Origin of the sequence: Mesorhizobium sp. M0968 (genome assembly GCF_040319065.1) — a bacterium.
Lineage (GTDB): Bacteria > Pseudomonadota > Alphaproteobacteria > Rhizobiales > Rhizobiaceae > Mesorhizobium.
Map to the genome: position 1 here is coordinate 119,273 of NZ_JAMYNL010000005.1, position 18,056 is coordinate 137,328.

The following is an 18,056-nucleotide window of genomic DNA, read 5'->3' on the forward strand; positions in this document are numbered from 1 at the left end:
AAGCAGGAACGAAAGGCCATCCCTCAGCCATGCGTTTTTCGGCTTCGGTTTGTCAATCCTGCAGCACGCCGCCGGCGCCTTCCAGCGCCTCGCGCGTGTCGACGTCGACGGCTGCCCCTTCGCCGATCTCGACATCGATGACGTCTAGCCCTTCGGCCTCGACCAGATGGCGGGCGCCGGTATCGCCTTCGAGGTGAGCGATCGCGGCAAACAGCGAACGCGGCAGCAGCACCGGATTGCCGCGCCGCCCGTCGTGCGAGGCCCGCACCACCGATCGGCCTTCGGACCTGCGGAACGCCTCAATCAGCCTGTCGAGGTCGGCCGAGGCGACGCCGGGCATATCGCCGAGGACAATCATGGCGCCGGCGGCGTCGCCGGAAATCTTGGCGATGCCGGCCTTCAGCGACGAAGACAGACCCTCGCCGAAATCCGGATTGTCGGCGAAGGTCACATCGAGGCCAGACAGTGCATCGCGCACGCGCTCGCGCTGGTGGCCAGTGACGACGATAGTGGCCCCGGCTTTCGAACCGACCGCGCGTTCGGCAGTGCGACGGACCAGCGGCTTGCCATCGAAGAGCGCCAAGAGCTTGTTCGGCCCGCCCATGCGGCTGGAGCGGCCGGCGGCCAGAAGCACGATCTCGATCTTTGGTTCGGCTTTGGCCGGCAACGGCTCGCGCGGTTGCGGCCGCGTCGGAATTTCCATCAACAACCCGCCGACACCCATGCCGGCAATATCCCTGGCGGTCACGTCGAGACCGGCGATCAGCCGGTCGAGCACCCAGTCGAAGCCGTTCTCCTTGGGACTGCGGGCGCAGCCCGGCGCACCGATGATGCGCTTGCCGCCGAGTGTGCCGAGCACCAGCAGATTGCCGGGATCGACCGGCATGCCGGCGCGGATGACAGTGCCGCCCGCCCTTTCGATCGCAGCAGGAACGACGTCGCCGAAATCGGCCATCGCCGAAGCGCCGAAGATCACCACCATATCGTTGTCGCGGATCAGCGAGGCCGCAGCCTCGGCGACGGGGATAATTTCATGCGGGGTTCGACGCTCCGCCGTCAGCCTGCCGCCCGAACGCGCCAGGCGCGCTTCGGTGACGCGCAGCGTCTTGTCGAGCACGCTGGGTTTGATGCCGGGCAGCACCGTCTGGATGACGCCGACGCGCACCGGCTGATAGGCGTTGACCGCAAAGATCTCGCCGCCCGCGCAGATCCTTGCCACCGCATCGACCAAAGCGGAGGCGACCGCAAACGGAATGATCTTCACCGTTGCTACCATCTGACCTTTTTCGACCGGCGCATGCTGCGCGAGCGTGGCGATGGTGATCGTCGGATCGACGGCGTTGATGGCGTTGATCATCGCCGCGTCGACGGTGAACATGCCGGCAGCCTGCGCGTGGAGGTTGACCCTGCCTGTCGCGGCCGGCTTCGCCTCGATGTTGCGATGGATCATGGATGCGGCGATCTTTTCGGCGGCGACGTCCTCGCTGAGATCATCGGGCGCCAACACCGCCGCTACGACCTCGGAAATGCCAGCGGCCTTCAACAGCGACACATCCCCGGCGCTTAGCCTGTGCGCCTTGCGGAAGCGGCGCTCTCCGACCGTGGTGGCGTGCGCAAGCACTGCCCCTTCGGCCGTATCGATCGCAACGGGACCAAATTTCACGCGACCGCGCCTTTGGATTCGAGGCCGCGGGAGCGAAAGGCGTGGATCGCTTGCGCCAACACCGCGACGGCGATCTCGGCCGGGCTGGCAGCCCCAATGTCGAGGCCGATCGGGGCATGAATGCGGGCGATCTGGTCGGCGGTCGCTCCCGAAGCCAGCAGGCGTTCCACACGTTTGGCGTGGGTCTTGCGGCTGCCGAGCGCGCCGACATAAAAGCAGCCGGCGTCGAGCGCCGCCTTCAGCGGGAAATCGTCGATCTTCGGATCGTGGGTGAGAGCAGCCAGCGCCGTATAGCTATCGAGCGGCTGACGCGTCAGCACATCCTCTGGCCATTCGGCATGCAGCGCGATATCGGGAAAACGATCGGGCGTGGCAAAGGCCGTTCGCGGATCGATGATCTCGACAGGATAGCCGGCGATCCTGGCCATCGGTGCCAGCGCCTGGCTGATGTGGACGGCGCCGATGACCACCAGGCGAGGCTGCGGCAGATGTGCGTTGAGGAAGAAGGTCCGTCCCTCAGCTTCGACCGAACCGGAATTGCCCGTGCGAAATGCCTTGGCGACGGCCGCCCCGAGTTCGCCGGCTACCCGGTCGCCCTCGCGCACGACACGGTCGCGGCCGTCGCCGAGATCGGTGACCAGGATTGCCGCGCGGCGGGCGCGGCGTTCGGCGTTGAGTGTCTTCAGCGCATAGGGATCCATTCGAGATCAACCCAATCTTTCTACATAGACCTTGATGCGGCCGCCGCATGACAGGCCGACTTGCCAGGCGGTCTCGTCTGCGACGCCGAATTCGAGCATTTTGGCCTTGCCGCTATCGATAACATCGATCGCCTCGGCGACCACGGCGCCTTCGACGCAGCCGCCCGAGACGGAGCCGTGGAAATTGCCTTCGGCGTCGATGACCAGGTGGCTGCCGACCGGGCGCGGCGCCGAGCCCCAGGTCTCGACCACGGTGGCAATGGCGACATCCTTGCCGTCCTTCATCCAGCCCTCCGCGATGATCAGCGGGTCGCGGGCCTCATCGAGATAGATACTGCGTTCCATGATTTTCTCCCTGGCAGACATGTGGTTATGCGACGCGCTTCACGCCAGCCTCGATCCACGGGCGCGCGTCGACCGAACGCATAAAAAACAGCACGGTTGCCAGCGACCGGTCCGCCACATAGTCCGCACCGGTCAACAGATCTAGCGTCTCGTCGATCGTCCGCGGCGCCGGACGCGGTTTTCAACTCGGTCATCCTGTCTTCGCGGACGCGGCCATCTGAAAGCCTCTACAAAGCGTGGTAGCCGCGGTTGTGATAGATCAGCGGCCGCAAATTATCGCCGATGCGCAAACCTGTAACCTTGCCAAAAAGCACACGGTGGGTGGCCAGATCCTTGGAGTCGATCAGTTCGCAGTCGAAGACGGCGAGCGCACCCTTCAGCGTCGGCGCACCGGTCGAGATCACATCCCATTCGGCCAATGCGAAACGCTCCTCGACCGGCAGGCCGGTAATGCCGGAAAAGCCGATCGACAGCGGCTCCTGATCCGAAGCCAGCGTGTTCAGGGCAAATTTGCCGTTTTCCACGAACGGCTCGTTCTTGGGATTTTCACGATTGAGGCAAACCAGGATGGTTGGCGGCGTATCCGACACCGAGCAAGCCGCGATCACCGTTGCGCCGCGCCTGCCGGCAGGGCCATCGGTGGTGACCACATGCACATGGCCAGCAAAATGGGCCATCGCGTCGCGGTAGGCCTGCGGCCCGATGTCATTCTTCTTCAGCACCGATGATTTTCCACTAGTCAGAACCAACCGTTATATATGGGGGGATATTGCAGGCCACAAGCGAAGTGCTTGACCTATATCCCGAATTCGCGTGTTGCGCCAAAGCTGGCCAGCCTTTAGGTCTTGACGGCATTGGCGCCGGCAGAACACGCGATCGGCGCGGAGGAATTCTTCGCTCGCATGCGACGTTGGACAACCACAATAGCGGTGCTGGCCTGGCTCTCGGTCGCCGGTAGTGCGAGCGCCGAGACGCTGCGGGTCGGCGTCGCGGCACCTTTGTCGGGGCCGTCGGCAATCCTCGGCAAACAGATCGAGGCCGGCGCGACAATGGCGGCTGAAGCTGACGGTACCGAGATCAGGACGATCGATGACGCCTGCACGGCCGACGGTGGCGCCGCCGCCGCGCGGGAATTCACCGCGGCCAAGGTCAACGTCGTCATCGGGTTTTTGTGCACCGACGCAATCGAGGCGGCTCTGCCGATCCTCAAGGATGCCGGCATACCGGTGATCACAGTCGGCGTTCGCACGGAAAGCCTGACCGACCGGCGCGCCAAGACCGGATGGCCGATCTATCGTCTCGGGCCGCGCGGCGACGACGAGCGCAATGCCGTCGCTGCCATCCTCACCCGCCTATGGCAGACCGAGCTGTTCGCCATCGTCGACGACGGTACGATCTATGGCCGCGAAATGGCCGAGACATTTCGGGCAGCCGCCGAGCAAGCGGCGCTGAAGCCGGTTTTCGTCGACACGTTCCGGCCGCAGCTCGATAACCAGATCGGCCTGATCGGCCGACTTAGGAAAGCCGGCGCAACGCATGTCTTTGCCGGCGGCGACGGCGATGATGTCGCCATTATGGGCCGGGATGCTGGCCAGCTAAATACCGGCATGGTGTTTGCCGGCGGCGAAGCGTTGCGCGCGCCGCTCGGCGACGTGGCTTATGCCGACGGCACGCTGATGATCGCGCCGCCCGAATGGGCCGATGTCGCCGACCCCAAGGTGCTGCAGAGCTTTGCCGGACAAAACATCGTGCCGGAAGGTTACACGCTGCCCGCCTATGCCGCGGTCGAGATCGCCAAGTCGGCTTCAGCATTGACGCAAAGCTCCGGCGAGAGGCTGGCCAACGTGCTGACCGCGCATGACTTCACCACGGCGATCGGACCGATCCGCTTTGACGAAAAAGGTGACCTGACGCAAAATCCTTATCGAGCCTTCCGTTTCGACGGCGGCCGTTTCGTGCCGGCGGAGAGCCAATGATGTCCAGCACAGGGATATTCCATGCGGGTCCGCGCAATCTCATCACGGACGTCGCCGGCCTGCGTGTCGGCAATGCGGCGAATGCCAAGCTGAAATCGGGTGTGACCACCGTCATCTGCGACGAACCGGCCGTGGCCGGCGTGCAAATCCTGGGCGGTGCGCCGGGCACCCGCGAAACCGACCTGCTCGAGCCGCACAATTCGATCCACGCCATCCATGCCCTGGTGCTTTCGGGCGGGTCGGCTTTTGGCCTCGACGCCGCGTCGGGGGTGCAGGCGGCATTACGTGAAAGGGGCATCGGCGTCGAGGTCGGCGGCTTTCGCGTGCCGATCGTGCCGGCGGCGATCCTGTTCGACCTGCGCAATGGCGGCGACAAGGATTGGGGCCGGTATCCGCCTTACCGTGACCTTGGCTACGAAGCCGCGCAAGCCGCTGCGATAGACTTTGCGCTCGGCACCGCCGGCGCAGGTAGCGGGGCTTTGAGTTCCGGCCTGAAGGGCGGGCTCGGCTCGGCCTCGACAGTGCTGGACAGCGGCGTCACCATCGGCGCGCTCGCCGCCGTCAACCCGACCGGCTCGGTGACGGTCGCAGGGACCCGCCATTTCTGGGCGGCGCCGTTCGAGATCGGCGACGAGTTCGGCGGGTTAGGCTATCCCCACCCGATGCCTGACGATGCCAGAAAGGTCCTGCTGAAGTTCCGTGACAAGCATGCGGCAGAACAGGCGGAAACCGGCGCCAACACGACCATCGCCGTGATCGCCACCGATGCGGTACTCACGAAGGCCGCCGCCAAACGTCTGGCGATATCGGCGCATGACGGCTTTGTCCGTGCCATTTGGCCGACACACACGCCCGCAGACGGCGATCTGGTCTTCGCGCTGGCAACGGGCAAGAGCGGCATTGAGCTCGCACCCAACGATGCCGTCGATCTCTACGCCGCGGCCGGCGCCACGATGGCACGCGCCATCAGCCGCGGCGTCTTTGCCGCGACGCCGGCCGAGGGCGATCTGTTCCCGGTCTGGTCGTCGCGCTGAACGCGCAACGCTCATTCGGGTGAGCCGTAGTCAGACTGGATTATGATCAGGTGGGTTCGGATTTTTCTTCCTCGAACGTGACCGCAACATCCGAGTTTGCCGACAGCCGCACCTTCTGGCCCTCGACCTCGGCGACAAGGCTGAGAGGAATGAAGTGGTGATGGCCCCTGTGAGCGCCCTCGCCGCTGTCGCGCTTGGTCAGCTTTATGCGATCTCCGTCAACCTTGTCGACGGTACCGACATGGACGCCGTCGGCGCCGATCACTTCCATACGTTCGCGAATCTTGGCTGCATCAATCATTGGGGGTCTCCCTTAGAGTGCCGCGCGTCCCTTTGAACGCGCAAAGGACGCTCTAAACATTTTTGAATCAATGCATCGCGCCTTCCGAAAATCGATCCTGATTTTCGGAAGGCACGATGCGGTGAAGTTGCCGACAATAACAAACGACGGCCGGATTGGATGCATCGACTTTGTGTTTCAGTCAGCACGATCTTTTGACGGCATCGTGATAGGAATTTGAGGGCGTCGACCGTCGGAATGGAAAGCCCCATGCGAAATCTTGCCCTGTTTGCAGTCTGCCTGCTTGCCCCGCTTGCAACTTTGGCCGCCGCCTTCGCAGGCGATGTCGCCGAGCTTGAGATCCTCGGCTTCAGCAGTGATGGCGGGGTCTTTGCCTTCGAGGAATACGGCGTCCAGGACGGATCGGGATTTCCCTATGCGACACGCTATTATATCGACACGGCCGACGACAGTTTCCTGAAGGGCTCGCCGATACGTGTCCGGCTCGACGACGAGAATGCCACGGTGGCCGCAGCGCGGCTGCAGGCCCGGCAAAGGGGCGAAGCGATCGTCAGTCAGGCGGAACTCACGGCAAATCGCGGCATCACCGCCGGCTTCAACCCGGTGACCGAGCTTTCTGCCGATCCCTTCCGCATGGTGGTCAATCCGCGCCCGATCTTCTCGCCGGTCGACGATCCGCTCGAGTTCCGGCTCGACCAGATCGGCATGAACGACACCGAACGCTGCCAGAGCCAGGGCGAGATCAATGGCTTTCGCCTGCTGCGCATCGAGGCGAAGGATGGCGGCCAGACGAGGATCATTCACGAGGACAAATCGATCCCGCAAAGCAGAGGCTGTCCGAATGGCTACCAGATCGGCGCGGTTCAGACATTTTCGCTGGATAGCCTCAGCGCCTATGCCGTGCTGATCGCGGTGCGCCAATACGGCTTCGAAGGGCCGGACTATCGCTGGATCGCGGTAACCGGTCGCCTGTGAAGTTCCCCGCCATGCGCTATCGCGCTCTGGGCCGTCTCCGCCGCTCCTTGCCGCCGCTGCGCACCGCATTTGCCGGTGCCTTGTTGTGGGCCATGGCGATGGGCGCCAGCGCGCTGCTCAATCTGCTGTTGTACGATTGGGAGACCCCGGCGAAGGTCCGCTTCGTCTCGCTGCTTTATGCTGCCGGCGGCGCGCTGGCCTTCCCGGTTGGGCTGTTTCTGGCGCGGCTCGTCTCGCTCGGACGCCACTGGGAAATCGCCCTCGCCGCCGCCTTGGTCTGCCTTCTCGCCGCGACAATTACCTTCACCGGCGGCCTCTTTGGGCTGCAATACCGCTCCTACTATGTCCAATGGCATGCACCCGCGCTCACCATCACCTGGGTTTTCCAGTTCGTGTTCACGATGTTGACGGCGCTTTACCAGTTCGTCGTCCTCGGCATCCGGCTGTATTTTCCGCTCGGTTTCGTTGCACTCGCTGTCGCCAGTGTCTGGTTTGCGCGCCAGCAACGTTGAGCATTTTGCCTGCCTCTGTTAGGACGCGGGCAAATGCTCTCACAAGTCAGGACCGACTGATGATCCCTCGCTACTCCCGGCCGGAAATGGTGGCCATCTGGTCACCCGAAACCCGGTTCCGTATCTGGTTCGAGATCGAGGCCTACGCCTGCGACGCATTGGCCGAGCTCGGCGTCATCCCGAAGGAGGCCGCCAAGACCATCTGGGAGAAAGGCGGAGCGGCGAAGTTCGACGTCGACGCCATCGACGAGATCGAGCGCGTCACCAAGCATGACGTCATCGCCTTTCTCACCCATCTTGCTGAATTCGTCGGGCCGGATGCCCGCTTCATCCACCAGGGCATGACATCCTCCGACGTTCTCGACACCTGTTTTGCCGTGCAGCTCACCCGCGCCAGCGACATCCTGCTGGCCGACATTGACGGGCTGCTTGCGGCGCTCAAGCGCCGCGCCTTCGAGCACAAGGACACCATCACCATCGGCCGCAGCCACGGCATCCATGCCGAGCCGACCACCTTCGGCGTCAAGCTGGCGCAGGCCTATGCCGAATTCTCGCGTTGCCGCGAGAGGCTGGTGCACGCACGCGAGGACATCGCCACCTGCGCCATCTCGGGTGCGGTCGGCACATTCGCCAATATCGACCCATATGTCGAAGAATACGTGGCCAAGAAACTCGGACTGAAGCCGGAGCCGGTGTCGACGCAGGTGATCCCGCGTGACCGCCACGCGATGTTCTTCGCCACGCTCGGCGTTATCGCCTCGTCGATCGAGCGGCTGGCGATCGAGGTGCGCCATCTGCAGCGCACCGAGGTACTTGAAGCAGAAGAGTACTTTTCACCCGGACAGAAGGGCTCGTCGGCGATGCCGCACAAGCGCAACCCGGTGCTGACCGAGAACCTCACCGGCCTTGCCCGCATGGTGCGCTCCTTCGCATTGCCGGCAATGGAGAATGTGGCGCTCTGGCACGAGCGCGACATCTCGCATTCCTCGGTCGAGCGCATGATCGGGCCCGACGCGACGGTGACGCTCGATTTCGCGCTCTCACGCCTGACCAGCGTTGTCGACAAACTGCTCGTCTACCCCGACAACATGCTGAATAACATGAACAAATTCCGTGGCCTTGTGCATTCGCAGCGCGTGCTGCTGGCGCTGACGCAAGCCGGTGTTTCGCGCGAGGACGCCTACCGGCTGGTGCAGCGCAACGCCATGAAGGTGTGGGAGCAAGGCGCTGATTTTCTTGAGGAACTTCTGGCCGACAAGGACGTTGTCGCTGCCCTGCCCGAGGCCGAGATCCGCGAGAAATTCGATTTGGGCTATCATACCAAGCACGTCGATACGATCTTCAGCAGAGTGTTTGGAGAGGTCTGATGATTTCGTCGGCCGAAGATTTCGATTTTCTTGCCCTGCCCGGGCGCGGCAATTCCGGACCGGATCATTGGATGTCGCATTGGTGCCGGGTGTTCCCCAATTCGAGCCGCGTGCTGCAGGCCGAGTGGGACCGGCCAAAGCCTGAAGACTGGATCGGCCAGGTGGATGCCGCGGTGGCCGCCGCACCGCGCCGCGTCGTGCTGCTTGCGCATTCGCTGGCGGTGGCGACGGCGGTGAAGTGGGCTGCCGGCGCCAGTCAAAGCCAACTCGACAAGGTCGCGGCGGCATTCCTGGTCGCCGCGACCAATGTCGAGGATACCGATCCTTCATTCGACGCGGTGCGCCCGTTCGCGCCGATGCCGCTGAAGCGCCTGCCCTTCCCGGCATTGGTGGTGGCGAGCCGCAGCGACCCACGCGTACCTTCGACAAGGCGACCGCCTTTGCCGGAGCCTGGGGTGCGGACATCGCCGATGCCGGCGATCTTGGCCATATGGGAAACGAGGCCCGCCTCGGCTTATGGCCAGCGGGCCTGCTGATGCTTGGACGCCTGCTTGAGAAGGCGAACCTCTAGCCTACGCCTTACCGGGAACCGTCCTTATCACCGTGCCCCACGGATCCTCGCGGGTGGTCTCGCTTGCGGCATTGTCCGAACGCATCTCGACCCAGGCCAAGCCGGAGCGGGCGGGATCGCGGCGACCGGCGCCCGCGCTCTGCCACGCATTTGCGCCAATGTGGTGATGATAGCCGCCGGACGACAGGAACACCGCCGCGCCACCGTACTTTGCCACTGTGTCGAAACCGAACTCCTGATGCCACCATGCTTCGGCTTCTTCCGGGCTGCCGACCCGCAAATGGACGTGGCCGATAATGCTGTTTTCCGGCGCGCCCTGCCAGCCGGCGTCACCGGCCGGCACTTCGGCAATGACCGACGGAATGTTCAGCCGCTCCGTCGCCATCGCGATCTTGTCGCCATTCCATTTCCAATCCTGGGGGCGGCGGTCGGCATAGATCTCGATGCCGTTGCCTTCCGGATCGGTCAGATAAAGAGCCTCGCTGACCAGATGGTCGGATGCGCCCTCGATGCCGATCTTACCGGCGATGGCGTGATTGATCCAGCGGCCGAGATCGGCCCGGCTGGGTAGCAGGAAGGCGGTGTGGAAAAGACCGGCGCTGCGCGGGTCATCGGGTTTCGCAGCCGGATCCGCTTCGATGTCGAGCAAAGGGCGATTGACTGCGCCGAGCGTAATCGTGCCGCCGGAGCGGGTCAGTTCCTGCAAACCGACGACTTTGCGATAGTAGGCAGCGAGATTTTCTGCATCGCGCGCCCGCAAGCCGACACGGGCAACGCTGACCGGGGTCGTCGCGGCAAAAGGCAGTTCGCTCATCAAAGTGCTCCGTTCAGCCGGCGCTCGACAAGCTTCCAACGAAGGAACCCGGCGCCATCAATCATTCTACGCCGTGTCCGTGCCAAAATCTCGGAACAGCCATTCTTTCTCAGCGACAGATCGTCGATCGCGATCGTTCACACAAGAGCGCAAGAAGCGAACATGGTGTTCACAATAGCGAGCAGAACCGGGCTGATGAGAGGCCGTTTGCGTGTCGCTGTTGAGTTCATACCCGGTTGCACCCGACAGCGCCTCTCGCTACATGCGCGCCATGAAAGTCAGGGAAGCAGATATTCTCATCGTGCCGGGCTACACCAATTCCGGCCCCGATCATTGGCAGAGCCGCTGGCAGTCGAAACTATCGACAGCGCGCCGCGTCGAACAGACGGAATGGTCGAAGCCGGTGCGCGAGGATTGGACGGCCGGTGTCGCCAAGGCGGTTAACGAGGCCGAGCGGCCGGTCGTCATTGTCGCTCACTCGCTTGGCGTCGCCGCGGTCATCCAGGCATTGCCTCGGTTCGAGCGACCGGTCGCCGGCGCTTTCTTCGTGGCGCCGCCCGATGTCGCCAACCCTGAGATAAAGCCGAGGCACCTGATGACCTTCGGCCCCTACCCGCGTGACCCGCTGCCATTTCCGTCGGTGGTGATCGCAAGCCGCAACGACCCGTTCTGCGCCTTCGGCGTCGCCGAGGACATTGCCGCGGCGTGGGGCTCGCTGTTCATCGACGCCGGCGATGCCGGTCATCTCAACGCGGATTCCGGCTTCGGCCCATGGCCCGAAGGTTCGATGACGTTCGCGAAATTCCTGACGGATCTCTAGAGCGGTTCATCGTTTCACGGAAACGGCGAACCGCTCTATCTCTTTGTTTTGACGCAATTCCGGACGGAAAACCGTTTCACACTTTTCCTGGAATTGCTCTAGGAAGCGATCGAATCCCTGACGCTGCTCAGCAGGGTCTTTGCCCCAAGCGAAATCAGCGAATGCTCGGAACCCATCGCCAGCAGCCGGTAACCCATCGACACCACGCGACCGGCGATGGCCGGTTCCATCACATAGATCGCCGCATGCTTGCCGGCTTTGCGGGTGCGCTCGGCGATCGAGGCGACGGTCTCCATCATGCTCTCCAGCGTCGAACTGACGGTGGTGCCCTTCGACCAGGCGATCGAGAAATCCGACGGGCCAAGGAAGATACCGTCGATGCCCGGCGTGTCGAGGATGCCGTCGAGTGCATCAAGCGCGGCCCGCGTTTCGACCATGGCGAACGCCATGGTGCGCTGGTTGCTGTCGCGCAGCCAGTCGGCATAGTCGCCCTTGCCATGGCGCGGAAAAGCATAGGTCGGGCCCCAGGAGCGCTCGCCGAGTGGCGGGTATTTCATCGCGGCAGCAAACAGCTTTGCGTCCGCCACCGAATTCACCATCGGGGCGATCACCGCTTCGGCGCCGAAGTCGAGCGCGCGGCTGGCCATGTCGAAGCGGCCGACCGGGATGCGCACCAAAGCCGGCTTGTTGGCGGCCAGCACCGGCACAAGCCCGCGCAGCACGCTGTCCTCGTGATGGCCCCCATGCTGCATGTCGAGCGTAACCGCGTCGAACCCTTGCCTGGCCAGTATCTCGACCGTCAAGGCATCCGGCACGCCGGACCATGCGGTGAACAGCGTCTCGTCGACCGCAAGGCGTGACTTCAGGGACATTGGCGATTTCCTCTTTGCTTGCAGCAATTCAGCCGGAAATGACCGCAAAGGCAAAGAAAAACCGCGCGGTTAGGCCGGGCGGTCGATTGGTCCAGCATTCGATCGGTACCGGCTGAAAAATCAGGTGTTCTTGATCTGCTCGATCGCCTGCGCCATCAATTCATCCATGGTGCGGCGGATCTGATGGTCCGACTGGTCGATGCCGGCCGCATCGAAATCCTTGCGTATCTTGCGGAAAACGTCGTGATCGCCGGCTTCCTCGATGTCGCTGACGACCACTTCCCTGGCATAAGCGTCGGCATCGGCGCCGGACTTGCCGAGCTTTTCGGCAGCCCACAGGCCGAGCGCTCTGTTGCGGCGTGCCGCAGCCTTGAACCGAAGTTCCTCGTCGAATGCGAATTTGCGCTCAAAGCCCTCTTCGCGGTCTTTCATGCTGCTCATGGCATCCCTCCGTGAAATCCGATTCGTTGTGCCAATATGTGTTGCCGGAGCACAAACCAAAAGGGCGCCGGCCGGTCAATATGCTACATTGCTTGCTGCGCTGCGGCATTTCGGTGCCCGAAAGCGGTTGATTGAAAGGATTTGCCGATTGAGCAAACAGTGCGATTGGGATAGACACCGGCATTGAACCCCACCGTCGCCATCTTATTTTAGGCAGACGGACAGGAACTGGTCGCTTGCCGCCTGCCCGCAAATCCAGAGAAAAATCAGATGAAAAATCGCCGCCGCATTTATGAAGGCAAGGCCAAGATCCTTTATGAGGGACCGGAGCCTGGCACGCTGATCCAGTTCTTCAAGGACGACGCTACCGCTTTCAACAAGAAGAAGCATGAAATCGTCGATGGCAAAGGCGTGCTCAACAACCGCATTTCCGAGCACATCTTCAATCATCTCAACCGGATGGGCATTCCGACCCACTTCATCCGCCGGCTCAACATGCGCGAGCAGTTGATCAAGGAAGTCGAGATCATCCCGCTCGAAGTGGTGGTGCGCAACGTCGCCGCCGGCTCGCTGGCCAAGCGCCTGGGCATCGAGGAAGGCACCGTGCTGCCGCGCTCGATCATCGAATTCTATTACAAGGCCGATGCGCTCGACGATCCGATGGTCTCGGAAGAGCACATCACCGCCTTCGGCTGGGCGAGCCCACAGGAGATCGACGATGTCATGGCGCTGGCCATTCGCGTCAACGACTTCCTTTCCGGCCTGTTCATGGGCGTCGGCATCCAGTTGGTCGATTTCAAAATTGAATGCGGCCGCCTGTTCGAAGGCGATATGATGCGCATCGTCGTTGCCGATGAGATCTCGCCGGATTCCTGCCGGCTGTGGGACGTGGCGACGCAGGACAAGCTCGACAAGGACCGCTTCCGCCGCGACATGGGCGGGCTGGTCGAGGCTTATCAGGAAGTTGCCCGCCGTCTCGGCATCATGAACGAGAACGAGCCACCGCGTCCGGCCGGGCCGGTGCTCGTCGCATCGACCGACGGCGTCAAAGGCAAGCCGCACTGACGGCTTGCCCGCTCAACAGATGAACAGGAACATGTCCAGCGTGATCAAGGCCCGCATTACCGTAACCCTCAAGAACGGCGTGCTAGACCCACAAGGCAAGGCAATCGAGCATGCGCTGTCCGCAATGGGTTTCGGCGGCATCGGCCAGGTGCGGCAAGGCAAGGTTTTTGATATCGAACTTGCCGAGAGCGACAAGTCCAAGGCCGAAGCGGATCTGAATGCCATGTGCGACAAGCTTCTGGCGAATATGGTGATTGAGAATTACGCGGTGGAGATCGCCTGAGGTGAAATCAGCCGTCGTCCTGCTCCCCGGCCTCAATCGCGACCGCGACATGATCGCGGCGCTGACCAAGATTTCCGGCACGCCGCCGGTCACCGTCTGGCAGACCGACACCGAAATTCCCGATGTCGACCTGATCGCCATTCCCGGCGGCTTTTCGTTCGGCGATTATCTGCGCTGCGGCGCGATTGCCGCGCGCATGCCAGTAATGCGGGCGGTGGCCGAAAAGGCGGCCATGGGCGTTACGGTCATCGGCGTCTGCAACGGCTTCCAAATCCTGGTCGAGGCCGGCCTGCTGCCGGGCGCATTGATGCGCAATACCTCGCTGAAATTCGTCTGCCGTCAGGTGAAGCTGCAGATCGCCAACGCCAACACGATGTTTACCCGCCGCTATCAGCCGGGCCAGATCATCCGCGCGCCGGTGGCGCACCATGACGGCAATTATTTTGCCGATGCCGAAACGCTGGCCCGCCTCGAAGGCGAAGGCCAGGTGGTGTTCCGCTATGCCGTAGGCACCAATCCCAACGGCTCGATCAACGACATTGCCGGTATCGTCAACGGCCGCGGCAATGTGCTCGGCCTGATGCCGCATCCCGAGAACCTGATCGAAGCGGCGCATGGCGGCAGCGACGGCCGGGCGCTGTTCGAAAGCGCGCTGGGCATCGCCGCTTGATGCCTTCAATTTTCCTCCTGGAGCCACGGTCATGAAACTCTATTCGCGGCCGTTGTCGCCCTATTCGTCGATCGTGCGGGCGTTGGCCTACATCAAGAACGTGCCGCTCAAGCTCATTGCACCGCCGCCGGGGTTTCCCATCCCCGAGGCGTTTCGTGCCATCTCGCCGTTGAACCGGATTCCGGTGCTGATCACCGGCTCCGGCGAAACGATCGTCGAATCGGTGGTCATCGCCGAATATCTGGAGGAGCGCTTTCCCGAGCCGGCGCTGCTGCCGAGGGACTCGAAGGACCGGGCGCTGGTGCGCATGTTCGCCCGCATCACCGACCTCGACGTGCTCGCCCCGACCATGAAGCTGTTCGAGCTCCATTTCGTGCCGCAGCGCAACGAGGCGGAGATCAAGGCACAGTTCGCCCGATTGCAGCACGGGCTCGCGGCAATCGAGGCGCGCATGGCGCATGGCCCGTTCGCGCTCGGCGACGACATCTCCTTCGCCGATGCCTGGCTGACGCCGACCCGCTTCGTCTTCAACAATTTCAGGGCGACGATCGGCCGCCCCGACCTGCTTGATGGCTATCCGAAATTCGATGCCTATGAGCAAATCGCCCTGCAGCATCCGGCGCTGTCGCGCGTCTGGGGTGAGATGACAGACGGTCTGAAGGTGTTTCTGTCCGAACTCGAGATGGGCGCCGCTTGACCATGCGATCGACACTCGCCCGCCTCGCCCTCGCCGCTTCCGCCGGTCTTGTACTCGCCTCCTGCCAGTCAGGCCCGAAGAGCGCGCCGGCGCCGGCGGGCAAGAGCGCGTCACTGCTTGCCATGGAGCAGGTGGCAATAGCTGCCCACAAATGCTGGATCGCCAGCAAGGACCCTGCCTTCAAATCGTACCAGATGGCCAACGAGCTGAATTCGTTCAGCGGCACGCCGCGCTTCCTGCTGGTGCCGGCCAAACATTATGGTGGAAAGCCGTTGCTGGTCGTGCAGGCGCAAGGCAATTCGAGCCGCGTCGACGTGTTCGGCCCATTGATGGCGGAACCGCTCGGCGCCCGCATCGGCTCGGACATTGCCCGCTGGCAGGCGGGCAATCCGGCCTGCGGCGCTGCTGCCTAGCCCAATGGGTCGCGTGCTGCAGATCGCCGGTCTGGTCGTCGGCCTGGCCGGGCTCGTCCTGCAGCTCTGCATCACCGTCCCGGCATCAATGGAAGCCGGCCGCGGCTTTGCCGGCTCGCTGGTCTTCTATTTCAGCTTCTTCACCATCCTGACCAACATCGGCGCGGTGCTCGTCCATGCCTCGTTGCTGTCGTCGACGGGTTATGCATGGTTTCCGGCCTTTTCCGCGCCACGGATGCGGGCGGGCGTAGCCGTCGCCATAACGCTGGTCCTCATCGTTTATGCAACGGTCCTGGCGCAGCTTTGGCAGCCGCAAGGGCTGTTCCTGCTCTGCGATGTGCTCCTGCACTATGTGACGCCGGTGTTGTTCGTGCTGTGGTGGCTTGTGGCAGGCGCCGACGGCTCGACGCGGTGGCGCGACATCTCCTGGTGGATGATCTATCCGATCGCCTATCTGGCCTACGCGCTGCTGCGGGCGCCGATTGCCGGTGAAGTGCCCTACCCGTTCCTCGATCTCGCCAAGAACGGCGCGACCAGCGTCGCCGTCTCGGCTCTGGCCATCACCGGGCTCTTTCTGATGCTGTGCATTGTGGCGGTGCTTGTGGACCACGGTGTCACGCGGATCAGGGCGGCGGGCGTCCGCTAACGCGCGATAGCGCCCCGTCGAACTCCTCAGTCCCAGAACGGCCTCAGACCTTCACGATGGGCATCGCAGCGTGAAATGCCGATATCCTTGAGCTGGGCGTCGGTCATCTCGAGCAGGACCAGCCGACTGCGGCGGCGATCCAGCAGGCTGTCGATCCATCGGACGAATGACGTGACCACTTGCACGAGCCCGCGAACATAGGATCTCCGGCCCGACGAGCGGCTTCCGGTCAATTCAACTGCCGCGTAGCGGATTGTCTCTATTGTACCCATTTTCTTTCTGCCAAGATTGCAATTGTGCCTTTTCGTACGGCCCGCTCCATATGTATTGACTCTCATTTCGGTGCAATGTAAAAAATTGTCACCATGACAACTTGGCTTCCAGACCTGACCGCCCGCACCGGCCCGCTCTATCAGCGGCTTGCTGATTCCATCGAGACGGACATCGACCGCGGCCTGATCGGTGCAGGGGCAAAGCTGCCGCCGCAGCGCGATCTGGCATACGACATCGGCACGACCGTCGGCACGGTTGGCAGGGCCTATCAATTGCTGCGCGAGCGGGGACTGGTCAGCGGCGAGGTCGGCCGCGGAACCTATGTTCTCGCTCAACAGTCGGAGAGCGCAAAGCCGGATTTCCTGGGGCCGGTCGAACAAGGCACGCGCTATATGGATGCGCCCGGCGACAAGCTGCGCTTCGATAGCACCGCCGCACCGGATGTCGGCCAGGGTGCCATCGTCGCCGATGTGTTGACACGCACGGCGCAAGACCATCCGCATGAGATTTCAAGCTATACTCGTGATTTCCCGGACCGCTGGTTCGAAGCCGGCAGGCGCTGGCTGTCGCGCAATTCCTATCGCCCGGCGACGGATGCAATCGTTCCCACGCTCGGCACCCACGCCGCGGTGATGGCAACCATTGCGGGGCTCACCGCCCCCGGCGACTATGTCGTCTTCGAGCACCTCACCTATTCGCAGATCTCGCGCAGTGCCGGCCTGATCGGGCGCCGGACCGCACTGGTGGCGACTGACGACGAGGGCATCGATCCCCAGGATTTCGAGCGCGTCTGCGCACAAAAGCACCCGAAGATGATGTTTTTGATGCCGACGGCCAAGAACCCGACGCTGACAACGCTGTCGGCATCGCGCCGCGAGGCAATCGCGCATGTCGCCCGTCAATATAACGTCGTCCTGATCGAGGACGATCTCTATGGCGGACTGACCGATGACCCAACGCCTTTAATGGCCGAATATGCTCCCGAACGGACCATCGTTGCCGGCGGCCTGTCGAAATCGGTTGCGGCGGGTGTTCGCGGCGGCTGGCTCGCTTGCCCGCCGGCCTATCGTCACCGCATCCGGGTTGCCCACAAGATGATGACGGGCGGCCTGCCCTTTCTGCTGGCGGAGGTGGGCAGCCGGCTGGTGCTGTCCGGTCAGGCCGCTGAGGTGCGCAAGCGCAGCATTGCCGAGATCGGTGCGCGCATCGCGATCGTGCGCGAGACACTCGACGGCTTCGATTTCAAGGCGCTGGATAACGTGCCGTTCGTCTGGCTCACTTTGCCGGACCCATGGCTTTCCGGCACTTTCAAGCAGGCCTGCCTCGAACATGGCGTGCTCATCGACGACGAGGACGAGTTCAAGGCAGGGCGTTCCGAACAGGCCTTTCACGGCGTACGGTTTGGCATCTCGCAACCGCGGCAGCGGGACGATATCGCGCACGGCGTCGCGGTAATCCGGCGGCTTCTGGACGAGGGCCGCGCCGGCTACGACAGCTTTTCCTGAACCGGCTTGAAACCGGCGGGTCGAGTGGCGATCTTTCGCTACTTGCGGTCAGCTGTTGCTTTCCATCGTTTTAGTCATCCAACGGGGTGTATCGGCTGCGACGCTTGCGATA

General features: G+C 63.0%; 22 protein-coding genes and 2 pseudogenes. 14 read left to right on the top strand and 10 right to left on the bottom strand.

Annotation, left to right across the window (positions count from 1 at the left end; genetic code table 11):
• Positions 1–52 precede the first annotated feature (52 nt).
• The 5 genes and pseudogenes from NKH67_RS10815 to NKH67_RS10830 form a co-directional block, all read right to left on the bottom strand.
• Entirely contained in the window at positions 53–1,663 is a 1,611-nt protein-coding gene (locus tag NKH67_RS10815) for an NTP transferase domain-containing protein (RefSeq protein ID WP_352501598.1), read from the bottom strand.
• A complete protein-coding gene (locus NKH67_RS10820) occupies positions 1,660–2,364 on the bottom strand; it encodes an XdhC family protein (RefSeq protein ID WP_352501597.1) in 705 nt (234 codons plus the stop codon). Before NKH67_RS10820 ends, NKH67_RS10815 begins: the two co-directional genes overlap by 4 nt.
• 6 nt (positions 2,365–2,370) lie before the next feature.
• Complete coding sequence (locus tag NKH67_RS10825) at positions 2,371–2,709, bottom strand: XdhC family protein (protein WP_352501596.1); 339 nt, start codon at positions 2,707–2,709, stop codon at positions 2,371–2,373.
• Positions 2,710–2,794: 85 nt separating this feature from the next.
• Positions 2,795–2,903: pseudogene (locus NKH67_RS34135) on the bottom strand (AAA family ATPase); the annotation flags it as partial.
• A 33-nt stretch (positions 2,904–2,936) separates the two neighbouring features.
• A complete protein-coding gene (locus tag NKH67_RS10830) occupies positions 2,937–3,431 on the bottom strand; it encodes a flavin reductase (protein WP_352457772.1) in 495 nt (164 codons plus the stop codon).
• Positions 3,432–3,611: 180 nt separating this feature from the next.
• Here NKH67_RS10830 and NKH67_RS10835 point away from each other — a divergent pair, with 180 nt between their 5' ends.
• Together NKH67_RS10835 and NKH67_RS10840 are read left to right on the top strand one after the other, a co-directional pair.
• Positions 3,612–4,685 (top strand): branched-chain amino acid ABC transporter substrate-binding protein, encoded by a 1,074-nt coding sequence (locus tag NKH67_RS10835; protein WP_352474016.1) that lies wholly within the window; start codon positions 3,612–3,614, stop codon positions 4,683–4,685.
• Between the two features lie 14 nt (positions 4,686–4,699).
• Positions 4,700–5,719 carry a P1 family peptidase gene (locus tag NKH67_RS10840; protein ID WP_352501680.1) on the top strand — a complete coding sequence of 340 codons (1,020 nt, stop codon included), beginning with the start codon at positions 4,700–4,702 and terminating at the stop codon, positions 5,717–5,719.
• Positions 5,720–5,765: 46 nt separating this feature from the next.
• Here NKH67_RS10840 and NKH67_RS10845 read toward each other — a convergent pair whose 3' ends face one another.
• Positions 5,766–6,020: a DUF2171 domain-containing protein gene (locus NKH67_RS10845; RefSeq protein WP_352474015.1), complete on the bottom strand. Its 255-nt coding sequence runs from the start codon at positions 6,018–6,020 to the stop codon at positions 5,766–5,768.
• 249 nt (positions 6,021–6,269) lie between these two features.
• Between NKH67_RS10845 and NKH67_RS10850 the strand changes: the two genes are divergently transcribed.
• The 4 genes and pseudogenes from NKH67_RS10850 to NKH67_RS10865 all read left to right on the top strand — a co-directional run bounded on the left by NKH67_RS10850 (position 6,270) and on the right by NKH67_RS10865 (position 9,445).
• Positions 6,270–6,995, top strand: coding sequence for a DUF2259 domain-containing protein (locus NKH67_RS10850; RefSeq protein WP_352501595.1), 726 nt, complete (start codon positions 6,270–6,272; stop codon positions 6,993–6,995).
• 11 nt (positions 6,996–7,006) lie between these two features.
• Complete coding sequence (locus tag NKH67_RS10855) at positions 7,007–7,507, top strand: hypothetical protein (protein WP_352501594.1); 501 nt, start codon at positions 7,007–7,009, stop codon at positions 7,505–7,507.
• 59 nt (positions 7,508–7,566) lie between these two features.
• Positions 7,567–8,874 (top strand): adenylosuccinate lyase, encoded by a 1,308-nt coding sequence (gene purB / locus NKH67_RS10860; RefSeq protein WP_352501593.1) that lies wholly within the window; start codon positions 7,567–7,569, stop codon positions 8,872–8,874.
• A 71-nt stretch (positions 8,875–8,945) separates the two neighbouring features.
• A pseudogene (locus tag NKH67_RS10865) lies at positions 8,946–9,445 on the top strand (RBBP9/YdeN family alpha/beta hydrolase).
• A 1-nt stretch (position 9,446) separates the two neighbouring features.
• On the opposite strand, the gene NKH67_RS10870 reads toward NKH67_RS10865, so the two are convergent.
• A complete protein-coding gene (locus NKH67_RS10870) occupies positions 9,447–10,259 on the bottom strand; it encodes a VOC family protein (RefSeq protein WP_352501592.1) in 813 nt (270 codons plus the stop codon).
• Between the two features lie 271 nt (positions 10,260–10,530).
• On the opposite strand from NKH67_RS10870, the gene NKH67_RS10875 reads away from it, so the two are divergent.
• On the top strand, positions 10,531–11,079 hold the full coding sequence (locus NKH67_RS10875; protein ID WP_352474656.1) for an RBBP9/YdeN family alpha/beta hydrolase: 549 nt from the start codon (positions 10,531–10,533) through the stop codon (positions 11,077–11,079).
• Positions 11,080–11,177: 98 nt separating this feature from the next.
• On the opposite strand, the gene NKH67_RS10880 is transcribed toward NKH67_RS10875, so the two are convergent.
• Together NKH67_RS10880 and NKH67_RS10885 are read right to left on the bottom strand one after the other, a co-directional pair.
• Positions 11,178–11,951: an HpcH/HpaI aldolase family protein gene (locus tag NKH67_RS10880; RefSeq protein ID WP_352501591.1), complete on the bottom strand. Its 774-nt coding sequence runs from the start codon at positions 11,949–11,951 to the stop codon at positions 11,178–11,180.
• A gap of 120 nt (positions 11,952–12,071) precedes the next feature.
• Complete coding sequence (locus tag NKH67_RS10885) at positions 12,072–12,392, bottom strand: DUF1476 domain-containing protein (RefSeq protein WP_023674726.1); 321 nt, start codon at positions 12,390–12,392, stop codon at positions 12,072–12,074.
• A 270-nt stretch (positions 12,393–12,662) separates the two neighbouring features.
• Between NKH67_RS10885 and purC the strand changes: the two genes are divergently transcribed.
• The 6 genes from purC to NKH67_RS10915 are packed head-to-tail and all read left to right on the top strand — an operon-like array spanning position 12,663 to position 16,166.
• Positions 12,663–13,457, top strand: a complete 795-nt coding sequence (gene purC, locus NKH67_RS10890; RefSeq protein ID WP_023674725.1) for a phosphoribosylaminoimidazolesuccinocarboxamide synthase — start codon at positions 12,663–12,665, stop codon at positions 13,455–13,457.
• Positions 13,458–13,497: 40 nt separating this feature from the next.
• Positions 13,498–13,740, top strand: a complete 243-nt coding sequence (gene purS / locus NKH67_RS10895) for a phosphoribosylformylglycinamidine synthase subunit PurS (protein WP_352501590.1) — start codon at positions 13,498–13,500, stop codon at positions 13,738–13,740.
• Position 13,741: 1 nt separating this feature from the next.
• Positions 13,742–14,410: a phosphoribosylformylglycinamidine synthase subunit PurQ gene (purQ, locus tag NKH67_RS10900; protein WP_352449402.1), complete on the top strand. Its 669-nt coding sequence runs from the start codon at positions 13,742–13,744 to the stop codon at positions 14,408–14,410.
• A gap of 31 nt (positions 14,411–14,441) precedes the next feature.
• The gene (locus NKH67_RS10905; RefSeq protein ID WP_352501589.1) at positions 14,442–15,107 is read left to right on the top strand and encodes a glutathione S-transferase family protein; all 666 of its coding nucleotides are present in this window, start codon (positions 14,442–14,444) and stop codon (positions 15,105–15,107) included.
• 2 nt (positions 15,108–15,109) lie between these two features.
• Positions 15,110–15,520 carry a hypothetical protein gene (locus tag NKH67_RS10910; protein ID WP_352474652.1) on the top strand — a complete coding sequence of 137 codons (411 nt, stop codon included), beginning with the start codon at positions 15,110–15,112 and terminating at the stop codon, positions 15,518–15,520.
• A gap of 4 nt (positions 15,521–15,524) precedes the next feature.
• Positions 15,525–16,166: a Pr6Pr family membrane protein gene (locus tag NKH67_RS10915; protein ID WP_352501588.1), complete on the top strand. Its 642-nt coding sequence runs from the start codon at positions 15,525–15,527 to the stop codon at positions 16,164–16,166.
• A 26-nt stretch (positions 16,167–16,192) separates the two neighbouring features.
• Here the strand turns inward: NKH67_RS10915 and NKH67_RS10920 are convergent, their stop codons facing one another.
• Positions 16,193–16,438, bottom strand: coding sequence for a DUF1127 domain-containing protein (locus NKH67_RS10920; RefSeq protein WP_352449398.1), 246 nt, complete (start codon positions 16,436–16,438; stop codon positions 16,193–16,195).
• Between the two features lie 93 nt (positions 16,439–16,531).
• On the opposite strand from NKH67_RS10920, the gene NKH67_RS10925 reads away from it, so the two are divergent.
• Positions 16,532–17,944, top strand: a complete 1,413-nt coding sequence (locus tag NKH67_RS10925; RefSeq protein ID WP_352501587.1) for an aminotransferase-like domain-containing protein — start codon at positions 16,532–16,534, stop codon at positions 17,942–17,944.
• The last annotated feature ends 112 nt before the right edge of the window (positions 17,945–18,056 follow it).

Coding starts and splice junctions, on each gene's coding strand:
- NKH67_RS10820 (WP_352501597.1), bottom strand. CDS start 2,364: ATGGATCCCTATGCGCTGAAGACACTCAACGCCGAACGCCGCGCCCGC.
- NKH67_RS10825 (WP_352501596.1), bottom strand. CDS start 2,709: ATGGAACGCAGTATCTATCTCGATGAGGCCCGCGACCCGCTGATCATC.
- NKH67_RS10835 (WP_352474016.1), top strand. CDS start 3,612: ATGCGACGTTGGACAACCACAATAGCGGTGCTGGCCTGGCTCTCGGTC.
- NKH67_RS10845 (WP_352474015.1), bottom strand. CDS start 6,020: ATGATTGATGCAGCCAAGATTCGCGAACGTATGGAAGTGATCGGCGCC.
- NKH67_RS10850 (WP_352501595.1), top strand. CDS start 6,270: ATGCGAAATCTTGCCCTGTTTGCAGTCTGCCTGCTTGCCCCGCTTGCA.
- NKH67_RS10855 (WP_352501594.1), top strand. CDS start 7,007: ATGCGCTATCGCGCTCTGGGCCGTCTCCGCCGCTCCTTGCCGCCGCTG.
- purB (WP_352501593.1), top strand. CDS start 7,567: ATGATCCCTCGCTACTCCCGGCCGGAAATGGTGGCCATCTGGTCACCC.
- NKH67_RS10870 (WP_352501592.1), bottom strand. CDS start 10,259: ATGAGCGAACTGCCTTTTGCCGCGACGACCCCGGTCAGCGTTGCCCGT.
- NKH67_RS10875 (WP_352474656.1), top strand. CDS start 10,531: ATGAAAGTCAGGGAAGCAGATATTCTCATCGTGCCGGGCTACACCAAT.
- NKH67_RS10880 (WP_352501591.1), bottom strand. CDS start 11,951: ATGTCCCTGAAGTCACGCCTTGCGGTCGACGAGACGCTGTTCACCGCA.
- NKH67_RS10885 (WP_023674726.1), bottom strand. CDS start 12,392: ATGAGCAGCATGAAAGACCGCGAAGAGGGCTTTGAGCGCAAATTCGCA.
- purC (WP_023674725.1), top strand. CDS start 12,663: ATGAAAAATCGCCGCCGCATTTATGAAGGCAAGGCCAAGATCCTTTAT.
- NKH67_RS10905 (WP_352501589.1), top strand. CDS start 14,442: ATGAAACTCTATTCGCGGCCGTTGTCGCCCTATTCGTCGATCGTGCGG.
- NKH67_RS10910 (WP_352474652.1), top strand. CDS start 15,110: ATGCGATCGACACTCGCCCGCCTCGCCCTCGCCGCTTCCGCCGGTCTT.
- NKH67_RS10915 (WP_352501588.1), top strand. CDS start 15,525: ATGGGTCGCGTGCTGCAGATCGCCGGTCTGGTCGTCGGCCTGGCCGGG.
- NKH67_RS10920 (WP_352449398.1), bottom strand. CDS start 16,438: ATGGGTACAATAGAGACAATCCGCTACGCGGCAGTTGAATTGACCGGA.
- NKH67_RS10925 (WP_352501587.1), top strand. CDS start 16,532: ATGACAACTTGGCTTCCAGACCTGACCGCCCGCACCGGCCCGCTCTAT.